General features: G+C 60.7%; 18 protein-coding genes and 2 pseudogenes. 10 read left to right on the plus strand and 10 right to left on the minus strand.

The window, feature by feature from the left end; all coding sequences use genetic code 11:
- Positions 1 to 38: 38 nt before the first annotated feature.
- Both BA190_RS35885 and BA190_RS10360 read right to left on the minus strand, forming a co-directional pair.
- Entirely contained in the window at positions 39 to 269 is a 231-nt protein-coding gene (locus BA190_RS35885; protein WP_156771465.1) for a hypothetical protein, read from the minus strand.
- Positions 270 to 609: 340 nt separating this feature from the next.
- A complete protein-coding gene (locus tag BA190_RS10360; RefSeq protein ID WP_202908451.1) occupies positions 610 to 879 on the minus strand; it encodes a hypothetical protein in 270 nt (89 codons plus the stop codon).
- A 317-nt stretch (positions 880 to 1196) separates the two neighbouring features.
- On the opposite strand from BA190_RS10360, the gene BA190_RS35890 reads away from it, so the two are divergent.
- On the plus strand, positions 1197 to 1802 hold the full coding sequence (locus tag BA190_RS35890; RefSeq protein WP_156771466.1) for a hypothetical protein: 606 nt from the start codon (positions 1197 to 1199) through the stop codon (positions 1800 to 1802).
- 441 nt (positions 1803 to 2243) lie between these two features.
- On the opposite strand, the gene BA190_RS10365 is transcribed toward BA190_RS35890, so the two are convergent.
- A complete protein-coding gene (locus BA190_RS10365) occupies positions 2244 to 2849 on the minus strand; it encodes a hypothetical protein (protein ID WP_156771467.1) in 606 nt (201 codons plus the stop codon).
- A 934-nt stretch (positions 2850 to 3783) separates the two neighbouring features.
- Between BA190_RS10365 and BA190_RS10370 the strand changes: the two genes are divergently transcribed.
- The 3 genes from BA190_RS10370 (at position 3784) to BA190_RS10380 (ending at position 5908) form a co-directional block, all read left to right on the plus strand.
- A complete protein-coding gene (locus tag BA190_RS10370; RefSeq protein WP_068285880.1) occupies positions 3784 to 4536 on the plus strand; it encodes a hypothetical protein in 753 nt (250 codons plus the stop codon).
- 124 nt (positions 4537 to 4660) lie between these two features.
- Positions 4661 to 5005: a hypothetical protein gene (locus BA190_RS10375; protein ID WP_068285882.1), complete on the plus strand. Its 345-nt coding sequence runs from the start codon at positions 4661 to 4663 to the stop codon at positions 5003 to 5005.
- A gap of 210 nt (positions 5006 to 5215) precedes the next feature.
- On the plus strand, positions 5216 to 5908 hold the full coding sequence (locus tag BA190_RS10380) for an alpha/beta hydrolase (RefSeq protein WP_068285884.1): 693 nt from the start codon (positions 5216 to 5218) through the stop codon (positions 5906 to 5908).
- An 81-nt stretch (positions 5909 to 5989) separates the two neighbouring features.
- On the opposite strand, the gene BA190_RS10385 is transcribed toward BA190_RS10380, so the two are convergent.
- Positions 5990 to 6430, minus strand: coding sequence for a host attachment family protein (locus tag BA190_RS10385; RefSeq protein WP_245314656.1), 441 nt, complete (start codon positions 6428 to 6430; stop codon positions 5990 to 5992).
- 435 nt (positions 6431 to 6865) lie between these two features.
- On the opposite strand from BA190_RS10385, the gene BA190_RS10390 reads away from it, so the two are divergent.
- Positions 6866 to 7087, plus strand: a complete 222-nt coding sequence (locus BA190_RS10390; protein ID WP_068285887.1) for a hypothetical protein — start codon at positions 6866 to 6868, stop codon at positions 7085 to 7087.
- A 192-nt stretch (positions 7088 to 7279) separates the two neighbouring features.
- Here the strand turns inward: BA190_RS10390 and BA190_RS10395 are convergent, their stop codons facing one another.
- Complete coding sequence (locus tag BA190_RS10395; RefSeq protein WP_068285889.1) at positions 7280 to 7909, minus strand: TetR/AcrR family transcriptional regulator; 630 nt, start codon at positions 7907 to 7909, stop codon at positions 7280 to 7282.
- 139 nt (positions 7910 to 8048) lie between these two features.
- On the opposite strand from BA190_RS10395, the gene BA190_RS10400 reads away from it, so the two are divergent.
- Together BA190_RS10400 and BA190_RS10405 are read left to right on the plus strand one after the other, a co-directional pair.
- Positions 8049 to 9572 carry an MFS transporter gene (locus BA190_RS10400; protein ID WP_068285892.1) on the plus strand — a complete coding sequence of 508 codons (1524 nt, stop codon included), beginning with the start codon at positions 8049 to 8051 and terminating at the stop codon, positions 9570 to 9572.
- 553 nt (positions 9573 to 10125) lie between these two features.
- Complete coding sequence (locus BA190_RS10405; RefSeq protein ID WP_068285940.1) at positions 10126 to 10566, plus strand: MucR family transcriptional regulator; 441 nt, start codon at positions 10126 to 10128, stop codon at positions 10564 to 10566.
- 261 nt (positions 10567 to 10827) lie between these two features.
- On the opposite strand, the gene BA190_RS10410 is transcribed toward BA190_RS10405, so the two are convergent.
- The gene (locus BA190_RS10410) at positions 10828 to 12327 is read right to left on the minus strand and encodes a pyridoxal-phosphate dependent enzyme (RefSeq protein WP_068285894.1); all 1500 of its coding nucleotides are present in this window, start codon (positions 12325 to 12327) and stop codon (positions 10828 to 10830) included.
- 12 nt (positions 12328 to 12339) lie between these two features.
- Positions 12340 to 13452 carry a DMT family transporter gene (locus BA190_RS10415; RefSeq protein WP_162275083.1) on the minus strand — a complete coding sequence of 371 codons (1113 nt, stop codon included), beginning with the start codon at positions 13450 to 13452 and terminating at the stop codon, positions 12340 to 12342.
- 134 nt (positions 13453 to 13586) lie between these two features.
- Here BA190_RS10415 and BA190_RS10420 point away from each other — a divergent pair, with 134 nt between their 5' ends.
- The 3 genes and pseudogenes from BA190_RS10420 to BA190_RS10430 all read left to right on the plus strand — a co-directional run bounded on the left by BA190_RS10420 (position 13587) and on the right by BA190_RS10430 (position 16396).
- Positions 13587 to 15365 (plus strand): winged helix-turn-helix domain-containing protein, encoded by a 1779-nt coding sequence (locus BA190_RS10420; RefSeq protein ID WP_068285897.1) that lies wholly within the window; start codon positions 13587 to 13589, stop codon positions 15363 to 15365.
- Between the two features lie 160 nt (positions 15366 to 15525).
- Positions 15526 to 15825 carry a DUF4242 domain-containing protein gene (locus BA190_RS10425; protein ID WP_068285899.1) on the plus strand — a complete coding sequence of 100 codons (300 nt, stop codon included), beginning with the start codon at positions 15526 to 15528 and terminating at the stop codon, positions 15823 to 15825.
- A 76-nt stretch (positions 15826 to 15901) separates the two neighbouring features.
- A pseudogene (locus BA190_RS10430) lies at positions 15902 to 16396 on the plus strand (hypothetical protein).
- Between the two features lie 360 nt (positions 16397 to 16756).
- Here the strand turns inward: BA190_RS10430 and BA190_RS10435 are convergent.
- The 3 genes and pseudogenes from BA190_RS10435 to BA190_RS35895 all read right to left on the minus strand — a co-directional run.
- Complete coding sequence (locus BA190_RS10435; RefSeq protein WP_068285901.1) at positions 16757 to 17755, minus strand: NAD(P)H-quinone oxidoreductase; 999 nt, start codon at positions 17753 to 17755, stop codon at positions 16757 to 16759.
- Between the two features lie 175 nt (positions 17756 to 17930).
- Positions 17931 to 18665, minus strand: coding sequence for a GntR family transcriptional regulator (locus BA190_RS10440; RefSeq protein WP_068285903.1), 735 nt, complete (start codon positions 18663 to 18665; stop codon positions 17931 to 17933).
- Between the two features lie 374 nt (positions 18666 to 19039).
- Positions 19040 to 19178 (minus strand): annotated as a pseudogene (locus tag BA190_RS35895) (succinate--CoA ligase subunit alpha); the annotation flags it as partial.

Below are 19178 nucleotides of genomic sequence, written 5' to 3' on the forward strand. Positions count from 1 at the left end.
CCTCGTCGATAACTAATTGGAGAACATTCCGCAAGATGTCACATTGCAGAAATAAATCTATCTACACTTACCTGGGTGAGATCCTCAGGAAAAGTGGTAGAGGACACCGATTGGCCAGAATCCACCTGAACAAAGCCAGCGTGTACCTCACGGCAAAATTCATCTACGGTGACCGGCTCTTCCCCAGGGAAAAACTTTAGATCAAGCACTCTCGATCCATTATTCTCCATAGGAAACAGCAGAGCAGCGAGACGATCAATCTCTTTCATGGCTATTTCCCTTTCATCAAGCAAAAAACGCCCACGGATTTAAAATCCGTGAACGATTTTTTTATAAAGCCTCAAGGCATAAAATGACTTATTGTCAAGGAAAATTCAAGCCCCAGTTGATTAATTAGATATGTCACGGAGAATAATTTTTTGACTCCGATAGGGGGATTGCGATTTGAAATCCAAAATGAAACAAAAATTTCACGGTCGCCGCCCCCGGAGTAATTAAGTTAATTTAAGGGGCCGTCTTCGCACCGAAATGTCGGTGCCCATTGAGACGGTGACCTCATATGCGCCCTTTTGGCTGGAGAGCAGTTTTTCGTTCCAGCTGAGTTATCGGCTAGTCGAGTAGGCTGTGATAGTGACCGACAGAGATCACAGCGTCTACGAATCTCTTCGCCGTAACTCGGTCCATAATCACGCTGTTCCCGTCGACGGTCAGGTAGATGCTGTCCGTTCCGATTTTGCCGTTGGAAAGCTTGGCGCCGTTATAAAATGACGATCGTCCAAACTCGACTTGCATGGTTTCCTTGCCGTCTTGATCGGTAATGGTTTCTTCGAAGTAGCAGGTCGTTGCCATCGTTGGCGCCTCCAGGTTGAGTTCCGGCATTCCCGAATCCTTAACGTGACGGGGGTGTGAAAGGCTAGTCGGGTTTGGATTGTTCCGAGGAAGTTCAAAGCGGCTTTAACCCACTGAAATCGCTGGACTGCTCAGATTTGAGCATACCCGTCGGCGTGCTGGGTTCGGGGCAGCCCCTTGTTTGAGAAGAGACCACGGATCCTTACCGGATCTTTACGATCCCAGTCTTTCGAGATCGGGATGTTTTTCCATTTTGAAAAAAAGACGAATTGCGGCCATGTTGAGGAAGGGCGTCCACGGGCCTTCGATCCAGGTAAGCCCTTCAAAGAGATGATTAGGAATGAAAGATGGGCCTCCTAGGTCGCCTATTTGGAAGAAAAATACAGAAAAATATCGAGCCGATCGTAGATAAGACCATACGTATAAAAGAATTATCTAATATTATTGGACTTTATATAAGAAAATCGCTCAAATACAATGATATTGAAATCCATCTGAGTTATGGTGCACCGCGTATCCGCTGGAAGGACGCGGAGGGAAATGGAAGAATTTTATATTTCGATGATTTGTATGATAAATTTACGAACGATCCCTCTAGCATAATAAGCCATATAGAAGGTCAAGTCAGGTGTGCAGAAACTATTTCATGGAATGACGACATAATTTCTCATGCTTTTGCGTATGTTGCGCAGAATTTACCTGAAAATGTGTGGCGCGCCTATATATATCAAGAATCAAAATGGCAGATTATAAATTACGAAGTTTCACGAAAAATAAGGACTTTACTTAAGCAAGCTCGCCCTGGGCTGGACCTTAGAGAGGAAGCGTTCTTTTACGGGGCGTTTCGTTCCTATTTTCATTGCACCACATTAGGGCAACGTCCGTTAGCTCCCTTCCAGCAATACCGTGGGAAGTTCGGAGTAGTTTTTGATCAGAGCGATATATGGAGGTAAGCCACCAACTAAATCCATGCCATTGGATTCAGCATAACAAAGCTCCTCTGGCATTCAGACGGGGAGAGGAGAGCGCTCCCTTCACACGGGAGGGGGCGCTAGTTCAGATCCCTCCCTCGGATTTGAACGGTGCTACCATCCCCGCACGGCCACCGTTCCCACACCATAGGGGAGGCTCTGTCGGGGAGAACGAGCGAAGCGCTCTCCCGCTACCATTTCTCCCATAGAAAAGATGATCGAACGGCAGCGCGTTTTTCGTGTGCCGTGCTGGCAGGAAGCCGAAACGCTTCCTGTGCCTACCATTGGTTGAACAGCTTGCGTAGCGTCGAACCTCGACGGCCCAACTGGCTGGTGTCTGGACGGAGTGGGGCTCGGCCAGGCACGATCGCAGATCGATAAAATGTCATGGGCCGCGGTCTTGGCGGCACTGGAAGGTCGTTTCTATCGCTTTTCATTGACCATTGCTGAGGTGAAGGCACCACAGAAGATAAGCTGATCCTTCTCCAGCGAAGATCGAAGCGGTTCTTTGAACGGCGTCGTCACATAGGTTCCGATCACAACGTCCCCTACCTGGGTGAAGCAACGGCGATCCATCAGACGCATCTGGTCCGGCGGTCCATTCTGGCCCCCTTGCCGCATTTCCACCTTGGTGCAGGCCATCTCGACGTTGTCGGCCTTGAGCGCGTGCGTTTGAATCGGGCCTGTCCAGTAGTTGTCTCCCAGTGCCTTCGTGCCCTCCTTAAGCCCCGCCGCCGTGGCATCCAGGAGTACGGCCTGCGAGGCGCGAGTGATGCCGCGGGCATTCTCGCCACTTACGGGCAGGATAAAGACCGTGGCCCGGCCGGCCTTGCCTCCATAAAAGGCAATGACCTGCCCGTTCGTTGCTGTTTTATGAATCTTGACCTGATTCATGCCTGCAACGCTTTTGGGAAGTATTCGCTCGAAGTCGCAAAGGTCTTTGGCGTCCACGGAGGTTGCAAGAACTGCAAGAGCGGCTATGAGGGTAGGTTTGAGCGGATGAAGCGGCGCCGTTTTTGCCTGTCGCATTCCTTGCATACCTCCTGTTTTTCAAACGGTCAGCTACGGCAGCATGGCCATTCGGCAGGCTATAGGTTTATCGTCGGCGGGGGCAATGGTGCATGCCTCGCCGGGGCGCATTTGCGGTGTTGCAGAACGGGTATTGGCGAAGCTTGATGACGTTTTGGGGCAATTGTCCTTTCAAGGACGATGGCAGTCCATCGCTACGGGAAAATTGATGACTTCATTGACGCGATCGGAAGATGGAACCGCCACGCATTCGCACCTGGAAGTACTAGTGCTAAAGAGGCGATTGCTCCCGAACTGAGTCACAAGTAGCCTCGATGGGCTTCCCGCCTGACGAGGATGGAGGCCGGAGGCCCGGATGACAGCCTCAGCAACCGTCCGCCCGGGCCTCCCTCTCTCATAAGATATCCATCGGCGGCATGCTCCGCCTACGGTTCAGCTTCGTATCGCCTGGGCCGGGATGGCACCTCCTCGCATGGCGTGCGCCCGATTGCGCTCCTGAATAGCTCAGCGATAGCCATCAAGGGTGCCGTCATCGCGTTTCCGTAACCATACCGATGTGGTCAAGTTCACGGGGACATATGAGCCTGGAGGCGTCGAACGCCCCCGACCGAAACCACGCGAAACAGTTCGGTGGCGATTGGAGCGGCGGCTTGCGGTGCAAATTGCTCCGGCCGGAACAGTGGCGATGACGGGGCCAGTGCTATTACATGCCCGTTATCGACGCCTGTCTGGCAGGAGTATATCGATGCAGGGTGCGATGAGGCGGGGCGGATTTCTTGCGGTCGGCCTGCGGGGAGGAGCGAGAGAGATCTGCAAGGGGCCAGTCCTTTACGGGGTTTCCCGGCCGAGCCCATGTGTCGGCCTTGCCGCGAAGCTTTGCCTGGGGATTGGGCTGGGCCTGTTCCTGGCTGCATCAGCCCAGGCTGGAAAGCCCGTGCGCTGGCAGCCTCTGGAGCTGTTCGGACGCAAGATCGCTCTCATCGATACGGACGACGACGGCCGCCAGCTCGAGGTCGAGGGCAAGCTCGTTGCCGAGAACGGCGTGATCGCCCTCGAGAAGATCGGCGTCATCGGGCAGGCCGGTTATGCGATCGGTTACGCCGGCAGCGGCGGCAATGCCTGCGCGCCTGCACGGTTCATCATTGCTTTCCTACCGGGCAAGCCGGCACGCTTCGACGGTCCCATCGGGGAATGCCAGAACGTGGAATATGTGAGTTCCGGCGTCGGCTTCGTCTTCGAGGAGACCACGTCCTATGGCAATGGTACCCGATGGGTATGGCTGCCGGAGACGGGCTTCTCCGCCCCGCAGAAGACGGCCACCGCACCCGATCCGATGATCTGGCAGAACGCGCTCGACCTGAAGGCGCAGCATCCCAGCCAGATCTTCAGCTATGGCACGATCGCCAGCCGGCTGGTCGAGATGCTCGGGCCGGACGAGGCGACATTCAAGCGCCTCCTGAACGGCTTGGGCAGCGTCGATGTCGAGGGCGATGCGGTGGTCGGCTCGTCCTGCCTGAAGATCCACTGCCCGGACGAGACGGCATTCTACATCGTCGACGTCTCGAAGAAGCAGGTCTTTCTGGCCTGGAAGGAAAGCGACAAGCCCATCGCCGTCCGGCCGGACGTGAAGGCCTGGCCGCCGGCATTCCGGCGCAGGCTTGCCGAATGGGCGCGCCCGTTCAAATAGGGACCTCCCGGCGAAGCGAGCTTCGTTCGCAACAGCTTGTTGGGGCGTGTTTTCCCAGCATGAAAAGGCTGCCGGCTTTCGGCAAAAAATGCGACATTGCAATCAGGAACGTCGGGAGCACGCGATGAAGAGCGGCAACTGGCTTGCGGCGGGCAGATTGCTCATGGGGGTCGCGTTCTGGCCCTGCAGCAGCCCGGCGCAAGCGCAGAGCTATGATGCCTGGCTCGCCTGGCCTGACGACTATCGGCGGGGGTTCGCCCTGGCCATCGTGATGGAGCAGCTCTCGACCTGTCTCGGTGACGGTTGCAGTATCACCCGCCATCGCCGGCAGTGTCTTGCCGGCATGACCGACAGGGCGGCAGTGGAACTGCTCGGTCGCTATGTGGACCGCCATCCCCAGGCCAGATCGCGCTCGGTCAATGCGACGATGGGCCAGGCGCTCTACGAGTTGTGCGGCCCGGCCCCGTGATGGACGCCGATTGGGCAGTCTGGAAACCACGATCCCAGCGTGAGGCGCGGGCGGTTCATTCTACCCGCACGAGCGTGCAGGATGAAGGGCGGTCCCCCCACGCGCGTGGCAGGCCCGGGCTCTCCCTTCGTGTCATTTCATGCAGGACCGACACAAAAGCGCGATAGGATGGTGCCTGCGCATGCGCGCTCAACACGGGTGAGGAAGATGATGGCTAAGGATACGACGATTGTGCTGGTCCATGGCTTCTGGGGCGGCGCGGCTCACTGGGCCAAGGTGATCACGGAACTCACGCGCCTGGGATATGACAAGGTCCGTGCCGTGGAATTGCCGCTCACCGGCCTGGCGGACGATGCCGAGCGCACCCGCAAGATGGTCAAGCAACAGGAAGGCAGGGTGGTGCTGGTTGGCCATTCCTATGGAGGCGCGGTGATCACCGAGGCCGGTGGCCTGCCGAACATCGCCGGCCTGGTCTATATCGCCGCCTTCGCGCCGGATGCCGGCGAAAGTCCCGGGGCGATCAGCCAGCAGATCCCGCCCGAAGCCTTCCCCAATATCGCGCCGGACAGCGATGGCTACCTCTGGATCAAATATGACAAGTTCGGCGAAAGTTTCTGCCAGGATCTGAGCGCCGAGGAGGCCCGGATCATGGCTGTCACCCAGAAAGCGCCGCTGGCTTCCACCTTCGGCGACAACGTCACCGCACCGGCCTGGAAGGTGAAGCCGGTCTGGTACCAGATTTCCAGTCACGACCGCATGATCGCTCCCGACAACCAGAAGCGCATGTCCGGGCGCATGAATCCGCGCAAGGTCATCACGCTCGAGGCCAGCCATGCTTCGCTCGCTTCCAGGCCGGTTGAGGTCAGCCAGTTGATCGACGAAGCGGCGAGCGCGATCGGTTAGGGCCTTTTCAAGGCCACGCCATCGTGCCCGATCCGATCTCGGGTCGGGCATAGTGGCCGGCTGAAGCGGATGATGGCGCGATTATTCCCGCAGCATCCTCGCGATATCCTCGATCGGATGCGAGGTCAGCTGCTTGGGGATTTCGCGGCTGATACGTTCCAGGACTTCCTGATGGAAGGCCTGCCGCAGATCGCCAAGCACCTTCGGCGGAGCGACCACGACCAGCCTGTCGAACTGGCCGGCATGGGCGCGCCGATAGAGCATCTCGGCAAGCCCGGCCGCAAAGCGTTCTTCGCCCAGCCGATGCCAGTCGGTCTCCTTGATGGCGCTGGTGCGGCCATTGGTGCCCGTGCCGGTACGCCCGGGCTGGTCGGTGCCCTGCTCCCGCGTGGCGGGGTTGTCTTCCTGCAGGACCTGGTCCACGGCGAGACCGGCGTTGTTGCCACGTCCGATCTGGCGCAGAAAAAGCGCCTTCCTGCCGTCACCGACCAGCACGAGGGTGTTCTTGTCGTCTAGGATCATGATTGCCATACCTCTTTGCAAGCAAATGCATCCAGGCGCTCAAATGTTCCTATATCAGGCTCAGGATGCCAAGTTTCCTGCTGCGCGACAGGCTGAATGTCGATCGAACGAAGCGCCCTCCATGCGATATCGCCTCGATTCCTGCGAGCTGGAGATCAAGCACAGAAGATAGTCGATATCGCAGCGTAAGGGAGCCTGTCGGTTTTTTCGAACCAATATGGGATGAATTCCTCCAGAATTTCTTCCTCCGATAACGCCTTGATTCCTCGCATTTTACGATCATCGGTTTCTATTTTGAACCAAAATGTACCGTCATTTCTTGAGCTGAAGCACCAGGAATTCATAAGACTGCTGTGCAATTTCGCACAGAGCGGAGCACCGGTCCGCTGTCATTGAGAGGCATCGGAAGCCTGTCGTGACAGAGGGAGTGCTGCCATGCCTCGCGACGAAACGCTGTTGGACTTCACCGAGGAAAACCACCGCCTCCGCCGCGTCTCGCGTGGCGATGCCGGCCGGCAATTCCATTTCTCCGTCTGCATCGTCGCCTTTCTGGCGATCGCGATCCTGGTGACCCTGATTGTCGAATCCGCCACCTTGAGGAAAAGGCCGATGTCGGGGCCAGGCCGCTCGGTATCGCTTGGCCAATCGCTACGCTAGAGCGTTTTCCATAGATATCGACGGGCTTTTCGATCATGCAAACGCATCCTGACAGGGCGTTCGAGCAAAATGCGATCCGGTTGATCGCGATATCTCACTCGTTTGGGGATTGGCGTGTGCCTGGCCGGAAAATCCGCCCCCTTTTCTTGCGGATGCCTGGTGCCTTCCGGTGTTGCTGCCCTCCGGTCCGGATCAGATCGCGAGCATGCGCAAGAACAGGCCGGACAGCAGATGGCACAGCGGCTCGGGCGCATGCTCGCCCGCGGCGATCGCGTCGTCGACGACACCGTGCATGCCATCGAACAGGACGAGCGCCACGGCGCGGCTTTGCGGGACGGCCCAGACTCCCGCGGCTCGGCCCTCTTCCAATAGGACGGCGAGCTGGGCAATGACCTCGTCCTTTTCGCGCGACTGTCGCTGGCTATGGGGGAAATCGTGGAAAACCACGTCGTGGAGCCGGAAATTCGCCAGATAGGTGGCAACGGCGCCGTTGATCCAGGCTGAAAGCCGGGCGGCATGCTCGTCGCGAGGGCAGGCCGCGATGGCCGCGGCGACTCGAGACAGAAAATCCTGCGAGAAGCGTTCGCGTAGAGCGCGGATGACATCCGTCTTGGTGTTGAAATAATGGTAGAAGGTGCCCTTGGCCACGCCCGCGCGGGCCACGATGTGGTCGACCGTGGTAGCCTCGATGCCATGGGCAATGAAGAGGTCGGCCGCTGCGGACATCAGGTCGTCGATCCGTATCTCGGCCGGCTGGATGCGCCGCCGGTGCGGTCGCTCGCCCCGGAGGGACGTACCTGTGCCTCCCGTCTTTCCGGCCATACCGCGCCTCTTGTGCCAGCGTTCCGAATGAAATGACTATCTGTCATATTTAGAACGATTTTGGAATAGCTTAAGACGATTGACCGACCGTCGGTCGATATGTATCGATGCCGAAAATTCCTCCGGTCCGGTGACGGTTATGCCTCCCTTACGCAGAAAGATCGCTGTCGCAGCGATTTATCTCGGCACTTTCATGGCGACCTTGGCGATCAGCATCGTCACGGTGGCGCTGCCGGCCATCCAGAAGGGGCTCGGCGCCGAGCTTTCCGATTTGCAATGGGTCGTCGGCTCCTACGCCCTCTGCCTTTCGGCTTTCATGCTTTCGGCCGGTCCCCTTGGCGACCGCTATGGGCGCAAGCGCGCTTGGCTCATCGGCATCGGCCTGTTCACGCTCGGATCGGCGATCTGTGCGGCGGCGACGTCCCTGGCCGTACTCATCACCGGCAGTGCCCTGCAGGGCCTTGCCGGTGCCCTGGTCATCCCGGGCGCGTTGTCGATCCTCACGCAGGCCTATCCCGATCCCGCCGAGCGGGCGCACGTCATCGGCGGCTGGTCGTCCTTCAGTGCCGTTTCTTTGATCCTCGGCCCGATGCTGGGTGGGCTGTTGGTCGACAATGTCGGTTGGCCCAGCATCTTTCTGGTGAATCTGCCGCTCGGCGCACTCGCCTTTGGCCTCGGCCTGATCGGCATCGCCGAAAGTGCCGATCCTGACCAGGCCGCATTTGACCCGCCGGGCCAGTTTCTCAGCATTCTGTTCCTGGGTGCGCTGACCTATGCGCTGATCGGCGCGGGGCAGGCGGGCTGGGCCGCGCCCACCACGCTCGGGGCTCTGGCGATCGCTGCACTGGCCCTCCCGGCCTTCATCGTGATCGAGGGCAAAGCGAGTCGTCCTGTGTTGCCGATCGATCTCTTCCGCAACCTGCCTTTCGCCTCGCTCAATTTCGCTTCCTTCGCTCTCGGCGTATCCGGCTATAGCAGCCTGTTCTTCTTCTCGCTCTTCCTGCAGCAGGCGCAGGGATGGCCGGCCACGCAGGCCGGCTGGCGGATGGCACCGGTCTTTGCCGCGATGGCGGTAACGGCAGTGCTGTTCGGCCGTCTCTCCGTCCGCTATGGCCTGCGGCGCCTGATGCTGCTCGGCTATATATTGCTCGGCGGCGCCATGCTGATGATGGCACGGTTCGAGCCGGACACGTCGTATGTCACCATCGCACCGCTTTTCATGTTGCTCGGCATCGGCATGGGGCTGGCGGTGCCGGCAACCAGCGCGGCCATCATGGCCTCTGCTCCGCGTGCGCGCTCCGGCGCCGCATCCGCGACCATGAATGCTCTGCGACAGGGGGGCATGACCATCGGCATCGCCTTGCTTGGCACCATGATGGCGGGACGCGCGGTGGCGACGATGGCACAGGCCCTGGCCGAAACCGGGCAGATGTCGTCGCTTGCGCTGGCCGGCTTCGCCGTACGGCGGCATGAGATGCCGGCTGGCCTGGCCATGGCTGCAGACGACTTCCGGCATCTGCTTGCCCATGCTTTGGCGGATGGGTTCTGCCTCGCCATCGTCCTTGCCGGACTGGTCGGGCTGGCAGCGGCCCTGGCGTTGGTGCTCGCCTTGCATGTCCGCGCGCGACGCCCACAATCACATCCTGCCCTTGACGATCTCTGACTTCTTTCAAAGGAGGGAGCCTGCCGATGCGATTCTGCCGCGAGGACGTGCCGAATGTCTTCATCGGCAGGCGGCGTCCGCGCACCGAGCGGCGCGATTGGGGCTGAACACGCGATTGTGATCACACTTGGCTGAGGGCCAGCCAGGCTTTCATCCACCGGCATGCGAGGGCCTCACGCCCTGCCGGTAGGGATAGGAGCCAAGGGGCGGTCGAAAGCGAACGCTACCCCGCACCGGAGGTCGTTTCTTCAAAAAATAAACCTCCTACGAGCTGATTCATGCAACTCGGGGCGCAGATGCCAGTTGGGAGGGGAGGTGTGGTGATCGCACGGGTTATCCTGCGTCAAGTCACCAAAGCATGTCTGACGAATGAGGAGGGATGGTATTTGGGCAAATATTCCCGGCTTAGCTATCAGGCTGCCTCAATATGTCGCGGTCGTCGGTAGTCGGTCCAGGCAGAGGTTCCTAACTATAACGAAATGTAATGTGCTTTTTTGCCCCAACGTGGCAAAATGCTGCTTTCATCAAACGTAACTCGGGGATCATTCCGGATATGCAGGAAGCTGACAATAATTTAATCGATGTTACGGTGGATATCGTCGCAGCTTACGTCGCCAATAATTCTATTCCGACGGACGGATTGCCATCTTTCATATCAATGGTTCATGACAGCCTGTCCAAGCTTCGCGAGCAGCCGGTAGTCGAAGAGGCTACCCCGTTGCGTCCAGCTGTACCAGTACGCAAGTCCGTGACGCCCGATTTCATCGTCTGCCTGGAAGATGGCCAGAAGTTCAAATCGCTGAGGCGGCATCTGCGTAGCAAATACAATATGTCGCCGGAGGAATACCGTAGCAAATGGGGCCTCGCGGAGGACTATCCCATGGTTGCACCCAATTATGCTGCAGAACGATCCCGCCTCGCCAAGGCCGCAGGCCTCGGGTCGTTGCGCTGGGGACGTAATACCCCGCCAGCCAAGACCGCCAAGGCTGGTTGAGCGCGCTTTTCGTCACATCTCGTGCAAAAGGCCGGAGGGACCCCATGCGAGGTCCTTCCGGCCTTTTTGCGTTTGACCAAAACCGCCATGGCGCCGCGGCTGCCTCGTGCCGCTGCAGGAAGCCTCACCTTCAGCCTTCGCGACCAGAGCGGAGATCGTGGGGGGCCTTCGTGCCTCACCGCCAGTCTCGATCGCTTCCGACCTCGATAAGATCGAGGAAGATCATCCTGGGCTTGCGTTCGGGATGCGACGTGCTGGACATCATGCGGCGGGCCGCGCGGCGAGCCATTGAGGCAGATAACTCCGCGCCGTCAGCGTAATGTCGCCTGTCGGCGTGACGCCGGCCTTGCCGAGCATCGACACGAGTTTGCCCGCATCGTGAAGTTGAAGGAGATCGACCGAACCGCCAACATGAACGCCGCCGATGAAGATCTGCGGGATCGTGGCTGCGCCGGTCATGATGCGCAGCACTTTGCGGATGTCACCGCCAAGGCCGCCAGCCTGCATTGCCACCGAATCAAGATCGACGGAACGAAAGGGGACGCCGAGGTCTTTCAGGAACCTGCGCACGGCCCAGCAGAACTCGCACCATTCCAGGGCGAACATCACCATGGGTTGGCCGGGATCCCCGATAGCCTGTTCGACGAAGCTGCGAGCATGATCGGGCGCCGGATCGACCGCTGCTACGGAAACCGCGGCAGGCTGTGCTGCCGGGACACCGAAGCGGCATAGTGGGGTTGAGTTCGAGATTTCTTGCTCGGCCGCATCCATCTCCTGTCCGATTGCCTCGAACAGCGGTGTCGAGAGGTAGCGCTCGCCGGTGTCGGGCACCATGAACAGGATCCGGCTGCCTGGCCGCGCCGTCTTCGCGACTTCGAGCGCTGCCGCCAATGTCGCACCGCCCGTGACACCGCAGAAAATGCCCTCCTGCCGTGCGAGTTCCCGGGCCAGACGCAAGGCCTGCGAGCCGCCCACGGGCTGGATGCCGTCGATCAGGTTCGAGTCGACGGCATCTGCGGTCAGTTTGGGAATGAAGTCCGGGTTCCATCCCTGCATGGGATGCGGGCGGAACAGGGGATGGCTTGCGGCCGGGGTGGCGTCGCTCTTGTATTGCTGGTCGATGCCGCTCGCCAGCATCGGGGCGTTTTCAGGTTCTGCCACGATGATCCGCGTGTTCGGGCTCTCGGCGCGCAGGACCCGCGCCACCCCCTTCAGCGTACCGCCGGTGCCCGCTCCGGTGACGAAATAGTCGGGGCCGCTCCCTCCAAAATCTCGCAATATCTCGCGCGCGGTGGTGTCGCTGTGAACATCGGCGTTTGCCTCGTTCTCGAACTGGCGGGTCCAGAACCATCCATGCGCCGCCGCAAGCTCGCGGGCCTTCTCGACCATTCCGGTTCCTTTCTCGGATGCAGGGGTCAGCACGACTTGTGCACCGAGGAACCGCATCAACTTCCGGCGTTCGACCGAGAAGCTCTCGGCCATCACGATGACCAGCGGGTAGCCCTTGCGGGCGCAGACCATCGCCAGGCCTATGCCGGTATTGCCGCTCGTTGCCTCGATGATGGTCTGGCCCGGCTGCAGCCTGCCGTCGCGCTCAGCAGCTTCGATGACGCCGAGAGCCAGCCGGTCCTTGACGGAGCCAAGCGGGTTGAATGCTTCGAGTTTGGCGTAAAGTTCGATGCCTTTCGGCTCGAGGCGGGCCAAGCGTATCACGGGGGTATTGCCGATGGTTTCGAGAATGGAGCTGTAGATGTCGGGCATGATCATTTCCTTTCAGGGGCGTTGGGACCAGTGCGAGTCAGTGGCGATGCCGAGTGCTTGAACCGGGTGACGCCTGCCGGAGGCCCGTCCGTCGGAGAGCAAGGCTGGTGCTTTCCCGACAACGGGGGGCGGTCGTGGCCGGCTGCCGGTTTTTCGTGCTGCGACGATTGCGCCAACGGTCAGCAGCGCTGCACCGGCTGCCTCAGCCATGCCCGGACTCTCATGCAGGGCGACTGCCGCTATGATCACCGAAAACAACGGCACGATCGCCGCGAAGACGGAGGCGCGCGTGGCGCCAAGCCGCCGGATGGCCTGGCCGTAGCAGTAGAGCGCGGCAATGGCCGACAGCAGAGACTGGTAGATAGTCTGCAGCAGCAGGTCTCGAGGGGCGGCCGTGAACAGATGTCCTGGACCGGATATGATCAGCCAGACCGGTGTGTAGAGCAGCAGCGATGCGACGCAAATGATCGCCGTCGCGGTCAGAGGCTGTAATCCCGTACGTCTGAGCGAAACGGTGTAGCCCGCCCACATGAGAGCCCCGACGACGAAGAAGCCGAGGCCGGAGCCGCCATGACCGGCATTCCATGTACCGGCGATCACGCAGCCTGCGCCCGCGACGATGCAGGCAATGCCGGCAATCAGCACCCGTGTGACCGGCTCGCGCAAGAACAGCACGGACAGGATCAATGTGAACGCCGGCAGGAGGCCGACGGTGATTGCACCGCCAAGACCGGCCGATGTCAGTCTGACGCCGGTGGCTGCGACGAGCGCATAGGGCGCGCCGGCACCGATGGCCATGAACACTAGCTGCAGAGGCGCTACCAGCCTGATGGTCGGCCATTCACGCCAGATGAGGGGCAGGAACAGAAGACCCGAAATGCCAAATCGCAGGGCGGCAAGGTCGGCGGCAGCAAGATCGCTGACCACGCCGAGGCGCGTCACGGTCCACCAACCGCTCCAGATCACTGCCGCGCCGAGCCCCGAGAGATAGCCGCCCGCACTGGTCGCCAGGGTGGGCCGACGAAGAAACTGGAAAAGTGCAGCTGCCTGCGATGCCAACGCTCTTGCGCGCAGAACCAGGCTGGCGCTCGGCATCGACGGCCTGCTTTGGTGAAGTTCGGGCATGTTGCTTTTCATCCGCAGTCTGGTTTCGTAATATGACTGCGAAATTGCGATGAACGCCGAAGTTAGTCCTTATCGGCGGCTGATCGTTTGCTGATCATTCCGAGTTTTGCGCGCTTCTACTGAGACTGGCCTCGATGCTGCACCGTTTCGGATTCTTTGAACTCGATGAGGACGCGCGCGCTCTCAGGTTGCGGGGAGCTGCGCAAAAGCTGCAGCCGCGCGTCTTCGATCTTCTGGTCTATCTCGTCCGAAATGCCGGCCGCGTCGTCCCGAAAGACGAATTGATGGATGCCTTGTGGCCAAATCTCCATGTCACCGAAGCATCCCTCCAGCGCGCCGTCAGCCTGGCCCGCGCGGCCCTGTCTGCCGGAGGGCTCGAGAATGCGATCCGCAGCTATGTCCGGCACGGCTACCGTTTTGCGATCGACGAGGCGAGCGTTGGTGCCGCTGTTCCGGAGTTCGACGTGCAGGAGTCCGATCGTGCCCAGGCCCTGGCGCTTGCCAAGGCCAAGGACTGGCACGGCGCCGCGATGGTCTTCGAGAGGCTCGATGTCGATGGACAGCTCTGTGCGGCAGACATCGATGTGTGGGCACTGGCGGTGGAATGCCAAGGCCGCCCTGCAGCGGCGATCCCGGTGCTGACCCGCGCGCTTGCCGCCTATGTCGCCGAGGGGCGGCCGAACATGGCCGCACGGGCCGCGGTGACAATCGCCAAACTCGAGTTGGAGCGCTCCGCCCCGGCCGCCGCCTCCGGCTGGATGGGGCGGGCTGAAGCCCTTCTGGGGGACATGGAAGACCCGCGGACCACGGCCTACCTTTTATGGATGAAGGCCCGGCAGGTGATCTTCCAGGGCCGTGCCGCAGAGGCGCTCGAACTGTCATTGCAATCGCACAGCGCTGCCAATGCCTGCGGCGATCCGGGCCTGATTGCACTCACGCTGGTCTATATGGGCTTCTACAACATCTCGCTTGGCCGCATCGAACAAGGGGTGAACCAGCAGAACCATGCCGCGGCCATTGCCTTGTCGAGCAATGTGGATCCGGTTTTCGGAAGCCTTGTCTACTGCAACATCCTGTGGAGTTGCCGTACGTTCCCCGACTGGTCGCGCGCCCGGCAATGGAGCGAAGGCTTCGACAGCTGGAGCGAGGCAAGTTACGCCACCATACCGGGAAGTTGCGATCTGCATCGCGCCGAGATCCTCGGGGCGCAACGCGACTTGACCGGTGCGCTTGCGGCGATCGACCAGGCTCTGCCGAAGCTCTCGGAGGAGGAGGCCTGGTCGATAGGCGACGGCTACCGCGTCCGCGGTGACATTCGAGCGATGATCGGTGATCTGGACGACGCTCGGAAGGACTACGCCGCCGCCTATGCCGCGGGTTGGGATGCCGAGCCCGGAAACGCGGTCCTGCTGGCGGAAACGGGCCAGGTAGGTGTGGCCCTCGCGGCGCTCGACCGGGTGCTCGATGGTGCGAGCTGGTACCATATCCAGCGGCGCGGAATCCTTCTGGCGCACAAGATGCGCATCGCAGCAATGGGCAGCCTTCGCGACGTTGCTTCCGGGGCATTGGCCGAACTGGAAGGACAATCCGACCGCTGGACGCAGCCGACCGTGCATGCACTCATCAACGAGGCGCACTATCTGCTTGCGAGCGACAATGAAGCGATCCGGTTTCTGGTGCTCGCCCGCCAGCTGTGGACCAGCGCCGGAATTGAGTACCACGCGGCCCGTGTCCGGCTGGAACTCGCCCGCATCCTGATTGCAGCGGGGGACATCGGCGCGGCACGAACCGAGATGGCCGCGGCAGAGCGCATCGCCGTCCGCATTGGCTCCCGCCGGCTTCGGATGCTGGCAGCCGAGCTGCAACCGAAATTGATTTCCGCTCCACCGCCCCACCGGGTCGCACAAGCATAGTCTGACCGTTGCCGGCTTGGTGAATGATCATTGCGAGATCAGCCGCCGGTAAGGACGGCCAAGCCACCTTGCCCTTAGGTTCCACTTCGTCACGCATGGTGCGTGGCTGCAACACGGCATGGCTCGGGTAATGCCCGGCCATTCGAAGGGAACGACGACAATGCAGCTTTATGTCATTCGCCGGCCAAGCGCCTGGGCCTCGCTCGCCGAGCTGGAAAAGGCCGGCGCCAAATCGGCCCAGATCGGAAACGAACAGATGTCGGATCGGGTTCGCTGGATCCGCAGCTATGTGGTGAACGAACCGGACGGTCGCATCGGCACCTTTTGCATCTATGAGGCCAAGGACGGGGCTGCCATTCGCGAGCATGCGCGCCGTGTCGGCATGCCGGGCGAGGAATTCTATCCGGTGGCGACCACGGTCGTCGTGCGTCCGGATCCCGTGCCGGCCGAAGCCGTCTGAAATATCGGCACCGTGCGGTCCACATGGCCGCCGGTGCACGAAGTCCTGCCCAGAGCTCATTCAATCGGAGAGTAAAATGAAACGTGGCTGTTGGGCTCTCGCCCTTGTGTCCCTTCTTGGCGCCGGCTCGGCATCGGCGCATTCAGGCGGCGAGGCGCCCTTGCTCGATCATGTCCGAAAAGCGAACGATCGGTTCAAGCATGTTTCGGCAGCGGTCGCTGAAGGGTATGCACCCATTCCCTGCGCCAGCGGCCAGCAAGGCGGCGCAATGGGCATTCACTACGTCAACGGCGCTTTCCTCAAGGATGGCGTCATCGACATCGCAAAGCCCGAAGCGGTGATGTATGAGCCAACTCCCGACGGCAAGCTCGTCCTGGTTGCCGTCGAGTATATCGCCTTCAAAGGGCCAGCCGCGTTGGAGGGCCACCTGTTCAACTTCAACAGCGCCCCCAACCGCTAGGGCTTGGATCCATTCTACGAGCTGCACATCTGGGCCTGGAAACGAAATCCGGCTGGCCACTTCGCCGATAATAATCCGAACGTATCGTGCAACGCCGCGACGTCCGAATAGGCAGGCAAGGCTGCCCTGAACGGGCGGCGTGACTGGTCGACGGCCCGGTGCGGCTTATACCAGCCTGCGCAAAGTTTGACTCACCAGTTCCGTCATTGCGAGCGCGGCGAAGCAATCCAGGAGCTTGAAGGCATGGAGTTTACAGTCCCTGGATTGCTTCGCTGCGCTCGCAATGACGGATCGGCCTTTACGCATCCTGGTCTTATACCAGAGTGCGGAAAGCTTGACCGATGCACGCTGTTCCTGGGACCGCAGGCGTCTCGCCTGCTCTTGGAAACATAGCGCTTCCAGATGCAGGCGAGACGCCTGCGGTTCCAGGAATGCCTCTCACCGATCGGGCAATCTTTTCGCGACCTGGTATTACACGGTAAGCACGATCTTTCCGCTGTGACTGCTGCTTTCCATCAGGGCATGCGCCTTGGCCGCTTCCGCCAGGGGAAAGACGGCGTGGATCAGTGGGCGGCAGCGTCCCTGCGCCAGCAGGGGCCAGGCATGCTCTTCCACTGCCGCTGCGATGGCCGCCTTGGCCGCCACCGATTGAGCCCTCAGGGTGGAACCCATATGGCTCAGGCGCTTGGTCATCAGCCGCACGAAGTCGATCTCGACCTTGGAACCCTGCAGGAAGGCGATGTTGACGATGCGCCCTTCCAGCGCCGCCACCTCGTAGTTCTTGGCGATGTAGCTGCCGCCCACCATGTCCAGGATGACGTCGGGACCGCGCTTGTCCGTGGCCTGCTTGACGGCCGCGCTCCAGTCCTCGGCCTTGTAGTCGATGGCGATATCGGCACCGAGCTTGCGGCAGATCTCGCATTTCTCCGGCGAGCCCGCGGTGACGATGACGGTCGCGCCGAAGGCCTTGGCCAGCATGATCGCCGTGGTGCCGATGCCGGAGGAGCCACCATGAATGAGGAGGGTTTCACCACTCTGCAGGCGGCCGCGCTGGAACACATTGTGCCAGACGGTGAAAAAGGTTTCGGGGATGGCGGCGGCCTGGACCATGTCGAGGCCGTCAGGGACCGGCAAGGCGTGGCCGGCATCCGTCACGGCATAGGGCGCATAGCCACCGCCGGGGGTGAGGGCGATGACCTTGTCGCCGACCTTCCAGCGGGCGACCTTCGGGCCGATGGCGACGACCTCGCCGGCAACTTCCAATCCCGGCAGGTCGGAGGCATCCTTGGGCGGGGGATAGGCGCCGGCGCGCTGCAGCACATCCGGGCGGTTGACGCCGGCGGCCGCAACGCGGATGAGAATCTCGTTGTCGCCGGGGCGCGGCACCGGGCGCTCTTCCGGCACCAGCACTTCGGGGCCGCCGGGCCGGCTGATGGCGATGGCGGTCATGGTTGCGGGCAGGTCGGGCATGGCGGCTTCCAATCGTATCAGGGCAGGGGAGCGATCAATGCTGTTTGCCCTGATCGCTTGTCCCGAAGCAAAGCTCGTTTGCGTAAAAACGCCTTCGTGCTCCAATGCTTTGCTTCGATGCGTCTTTGCGATTCCCGGCCGTTCAGCCAAATCGCAAGGCGTCTCGGCTACAGTGTCAGTCGAAGATGCCGTCGCTATGCTTGGCGACATAATCCGCCAGGCCCAGCGTATGGTCGCGGGCATAGGCTTCGGCCTTGGCGATGTCGCGCTTCTCGAGGGCCTCGATGATGTTGAGGTGATCGACGATCGACTTGCTGGCGCGATCGTCACGGCCGATGGTGATCTGGCGGATGCCGCGCACATGCAGCACGAGGTTCTCGGTCATCTCGGCCAGGATCTGCGAGCCGGAGAGCTCGATCATGGTCTGGTGGAAGCGGATATTGGCGGTCGAATATTCGTGCGGATAGTCGGCCGGTTTGTGGGCGTCGTTGAATTCCTGGAAGATCGTGCGCAACCGCGCGATTTCCCGGTCGCTGGCGCGCTGGCAGATCAGGCGCACCGCCATGCTCTCCAGCGCCGCCCAGGCCTGGATCATCTCGATCACCTCGCGCTTGGTCTTCTTCAGCACGATGATGCCCCGCCGGGGCAGGGATTTGACGAAGCCCTGCTGCTCGAGCATGGCGATGGCCTCGCGAACCGGCGTGCGGCTGACGCCCAGGCGCTCGGAAAGCTGGCGCTCGTCGATCCAGGTCGGCTCGGGCGAAGAGTAGATGTCCATATTGGCGATGGCATGCTTGAGCGCGGTATAGACCTTGGTCTTGTAGGTCTGTTCCGGAGAGAAACGTTCCAGCACCAGTTCGGGAGTGGATTCGTCGGCAATCGGCCAACGCGCTTGAATTTTTGGAGCCACGAACTCTTCCTCTCTCAAATCGCCCAAAGCGTACTTTATGATTTGGCGAAATCGCCAGGAATCGCAAAGACGCGTCGGAATCAGCAGCCGGATCAGACAGCACCACGTTCTTCATAACGCATATACGCCATCCGGTCTTGCATTAGGTATACCTAAAACGGTTTACAGCTCGCCCTGGAGCCGATCACACCCGGATCGAGCGTTCGATGGCGATTTTATCGTCGTGGCTTCCCGTTGCAGTTCGTGGTTGTTGTGGCGGCGGGCTTGCGCAGATGCGCGCCCGCCGCCGGAAAGAAAGGCCCATACCGCCCGGGAGAAGGCGGTATGGTGAATGTCGGGGGATCGGCATTCATGAGTGTTTGGGAAGGGTCGGCTCAACCCGTGGCCGCCTGCCGGCGCCGGGGCGACCAGTCGCTCAGCAGTTCGGTGAGCGTGGTACCGAGGCGTGCGGGGGAGGGAGAGACCCTGACGCCTGCGGCTTCGAGAGCGGCGATCTTGGAGCCGGCATCGCCC

This window comes from Labrys sp. WJW (assembly GCF_001676615.1).
Taxonomy (GTDB): domain Bacteria; phylum Pseudomonadota; class Alphaproteobacteria; order Rhizobiales; family Labraceae; genus Labrys; species Labrys sedimenti.

Excerpts from the sequence above, each read along its gene's own strand:
- BA190_RS10375 (WP_068285882.1), top strand. The coding sequence starts at position 4,661 with ATGAAGAGCGGCAACTGGCTTGCGGCGGGCAGATTGCTCATGGGGGTC.
- BA190_RS10365 (WP_156771467.1), bottom strand. The coding sequence starts at position 2,849 with ATGCGACAGGCAAAAACGGCGCCGCTTCATCCGCTCAAACCTACCCTC.
- BA190_RS10425 (WP_068285899.1), top strand. The coding sequence starts at position 15,526 with ATGCAGCTTTATGTCATTCGCCGGCCAAGCGCCTGGGCCTCGCTCGCC.
- BA190_RS10380 (WP_068285884.1), top strand. The coding sequence starts at position 5,216 with ATGGCTAAGGATACGACGATTGTGCTGGTCCATGGCTTCTGGGGCGGC.
- BA190_RS10405 (WP_068285940.1), top strand. The coding sequence starts at position 10,126 with ATGCAGGAAGCTGACAATAATTTAATCGATGTTACGGTGGATATCGTC.
- BA190_RS10385 (WP_245314656.1), bottom strand. The coding sequence starts at position 6,430 with ATGATCCTAGACGACAAGAACACCCTCGTGCTGGTCGGTGACGGCAGG.
- BA190_RS10415 (WP_162275083.1), bottom strand. The coding sequence starts at position 13,452 with ATGCCCGAACTTCACCAAAGCAGGCCGTCGATGCCGAGCGCCAGCCTG.
- BA190_RS10400 (WP_068285892.1), top strand. The coding sequence starts at position 8,049 with ATGCCTCCCTTACGCAGAAAGATCGCTGTCGCAGCGATTTATCTCGGC.
- BA190_RS10390 (WP_068285887.1), top strand. The coding sequence starts at position 6,866 with ATGCCTCGCGACGAAACGCTGTTGGACTTCACCGAGGAAAACCACCGC.
- BA190_RS10435 (WP_068285901.1), bottom strand. The coding sequence starts at position 17,755 with ATGCCCGACCTGCCCGCAACCATGACCGCCATCGCCATCAGCCGGCCC.
- BA190_RS10420 (WP_068285897.1), top strand. The coding sequence starts at position 13,587 with ATGCTGCACCGTTTCGGATTCTTTGAACTCGATGAGGACGCGCGCGCT.
- BA190_RS10360 (WP_202908451.1), bottom strand. The coding sequence starts at position 879 with ATGCCGGAACTCAACCTGGAGGCGCCAACGATGGCAACGACCTGCTAC.
- BA190_RS10395 (WP_068285889.1), bottom strand. The coding sequence starts at position 7,909 with ATGGCCGGAAAGACGGGAGGCACAGGTACGTCCCTCCGGGGCGAGCGA.
- BA190_RS35890 (WP_156771466.1), top strand. The coding sequence starts at position 1,197 with ATGGGCCTCCTAGGTCGCCTATTTGGAAGAAAAATACAGAAAAATATC.
- BA190_RS35885 (WP_156771465.1), bottom strand. The coding sequence starts at position 269 with ATGAAAGAGATTGATCGTCTCGCTGCTCTGCTGTTTCCTATGGAGAAT.
- BA190_RS10410 (WP_068285894.1), bottom strand. The coding sequence starts at position 12,327 with ATGCCCGACATCTACAGCTCCATTCTCGAAACCATCGGCAATACCCCC.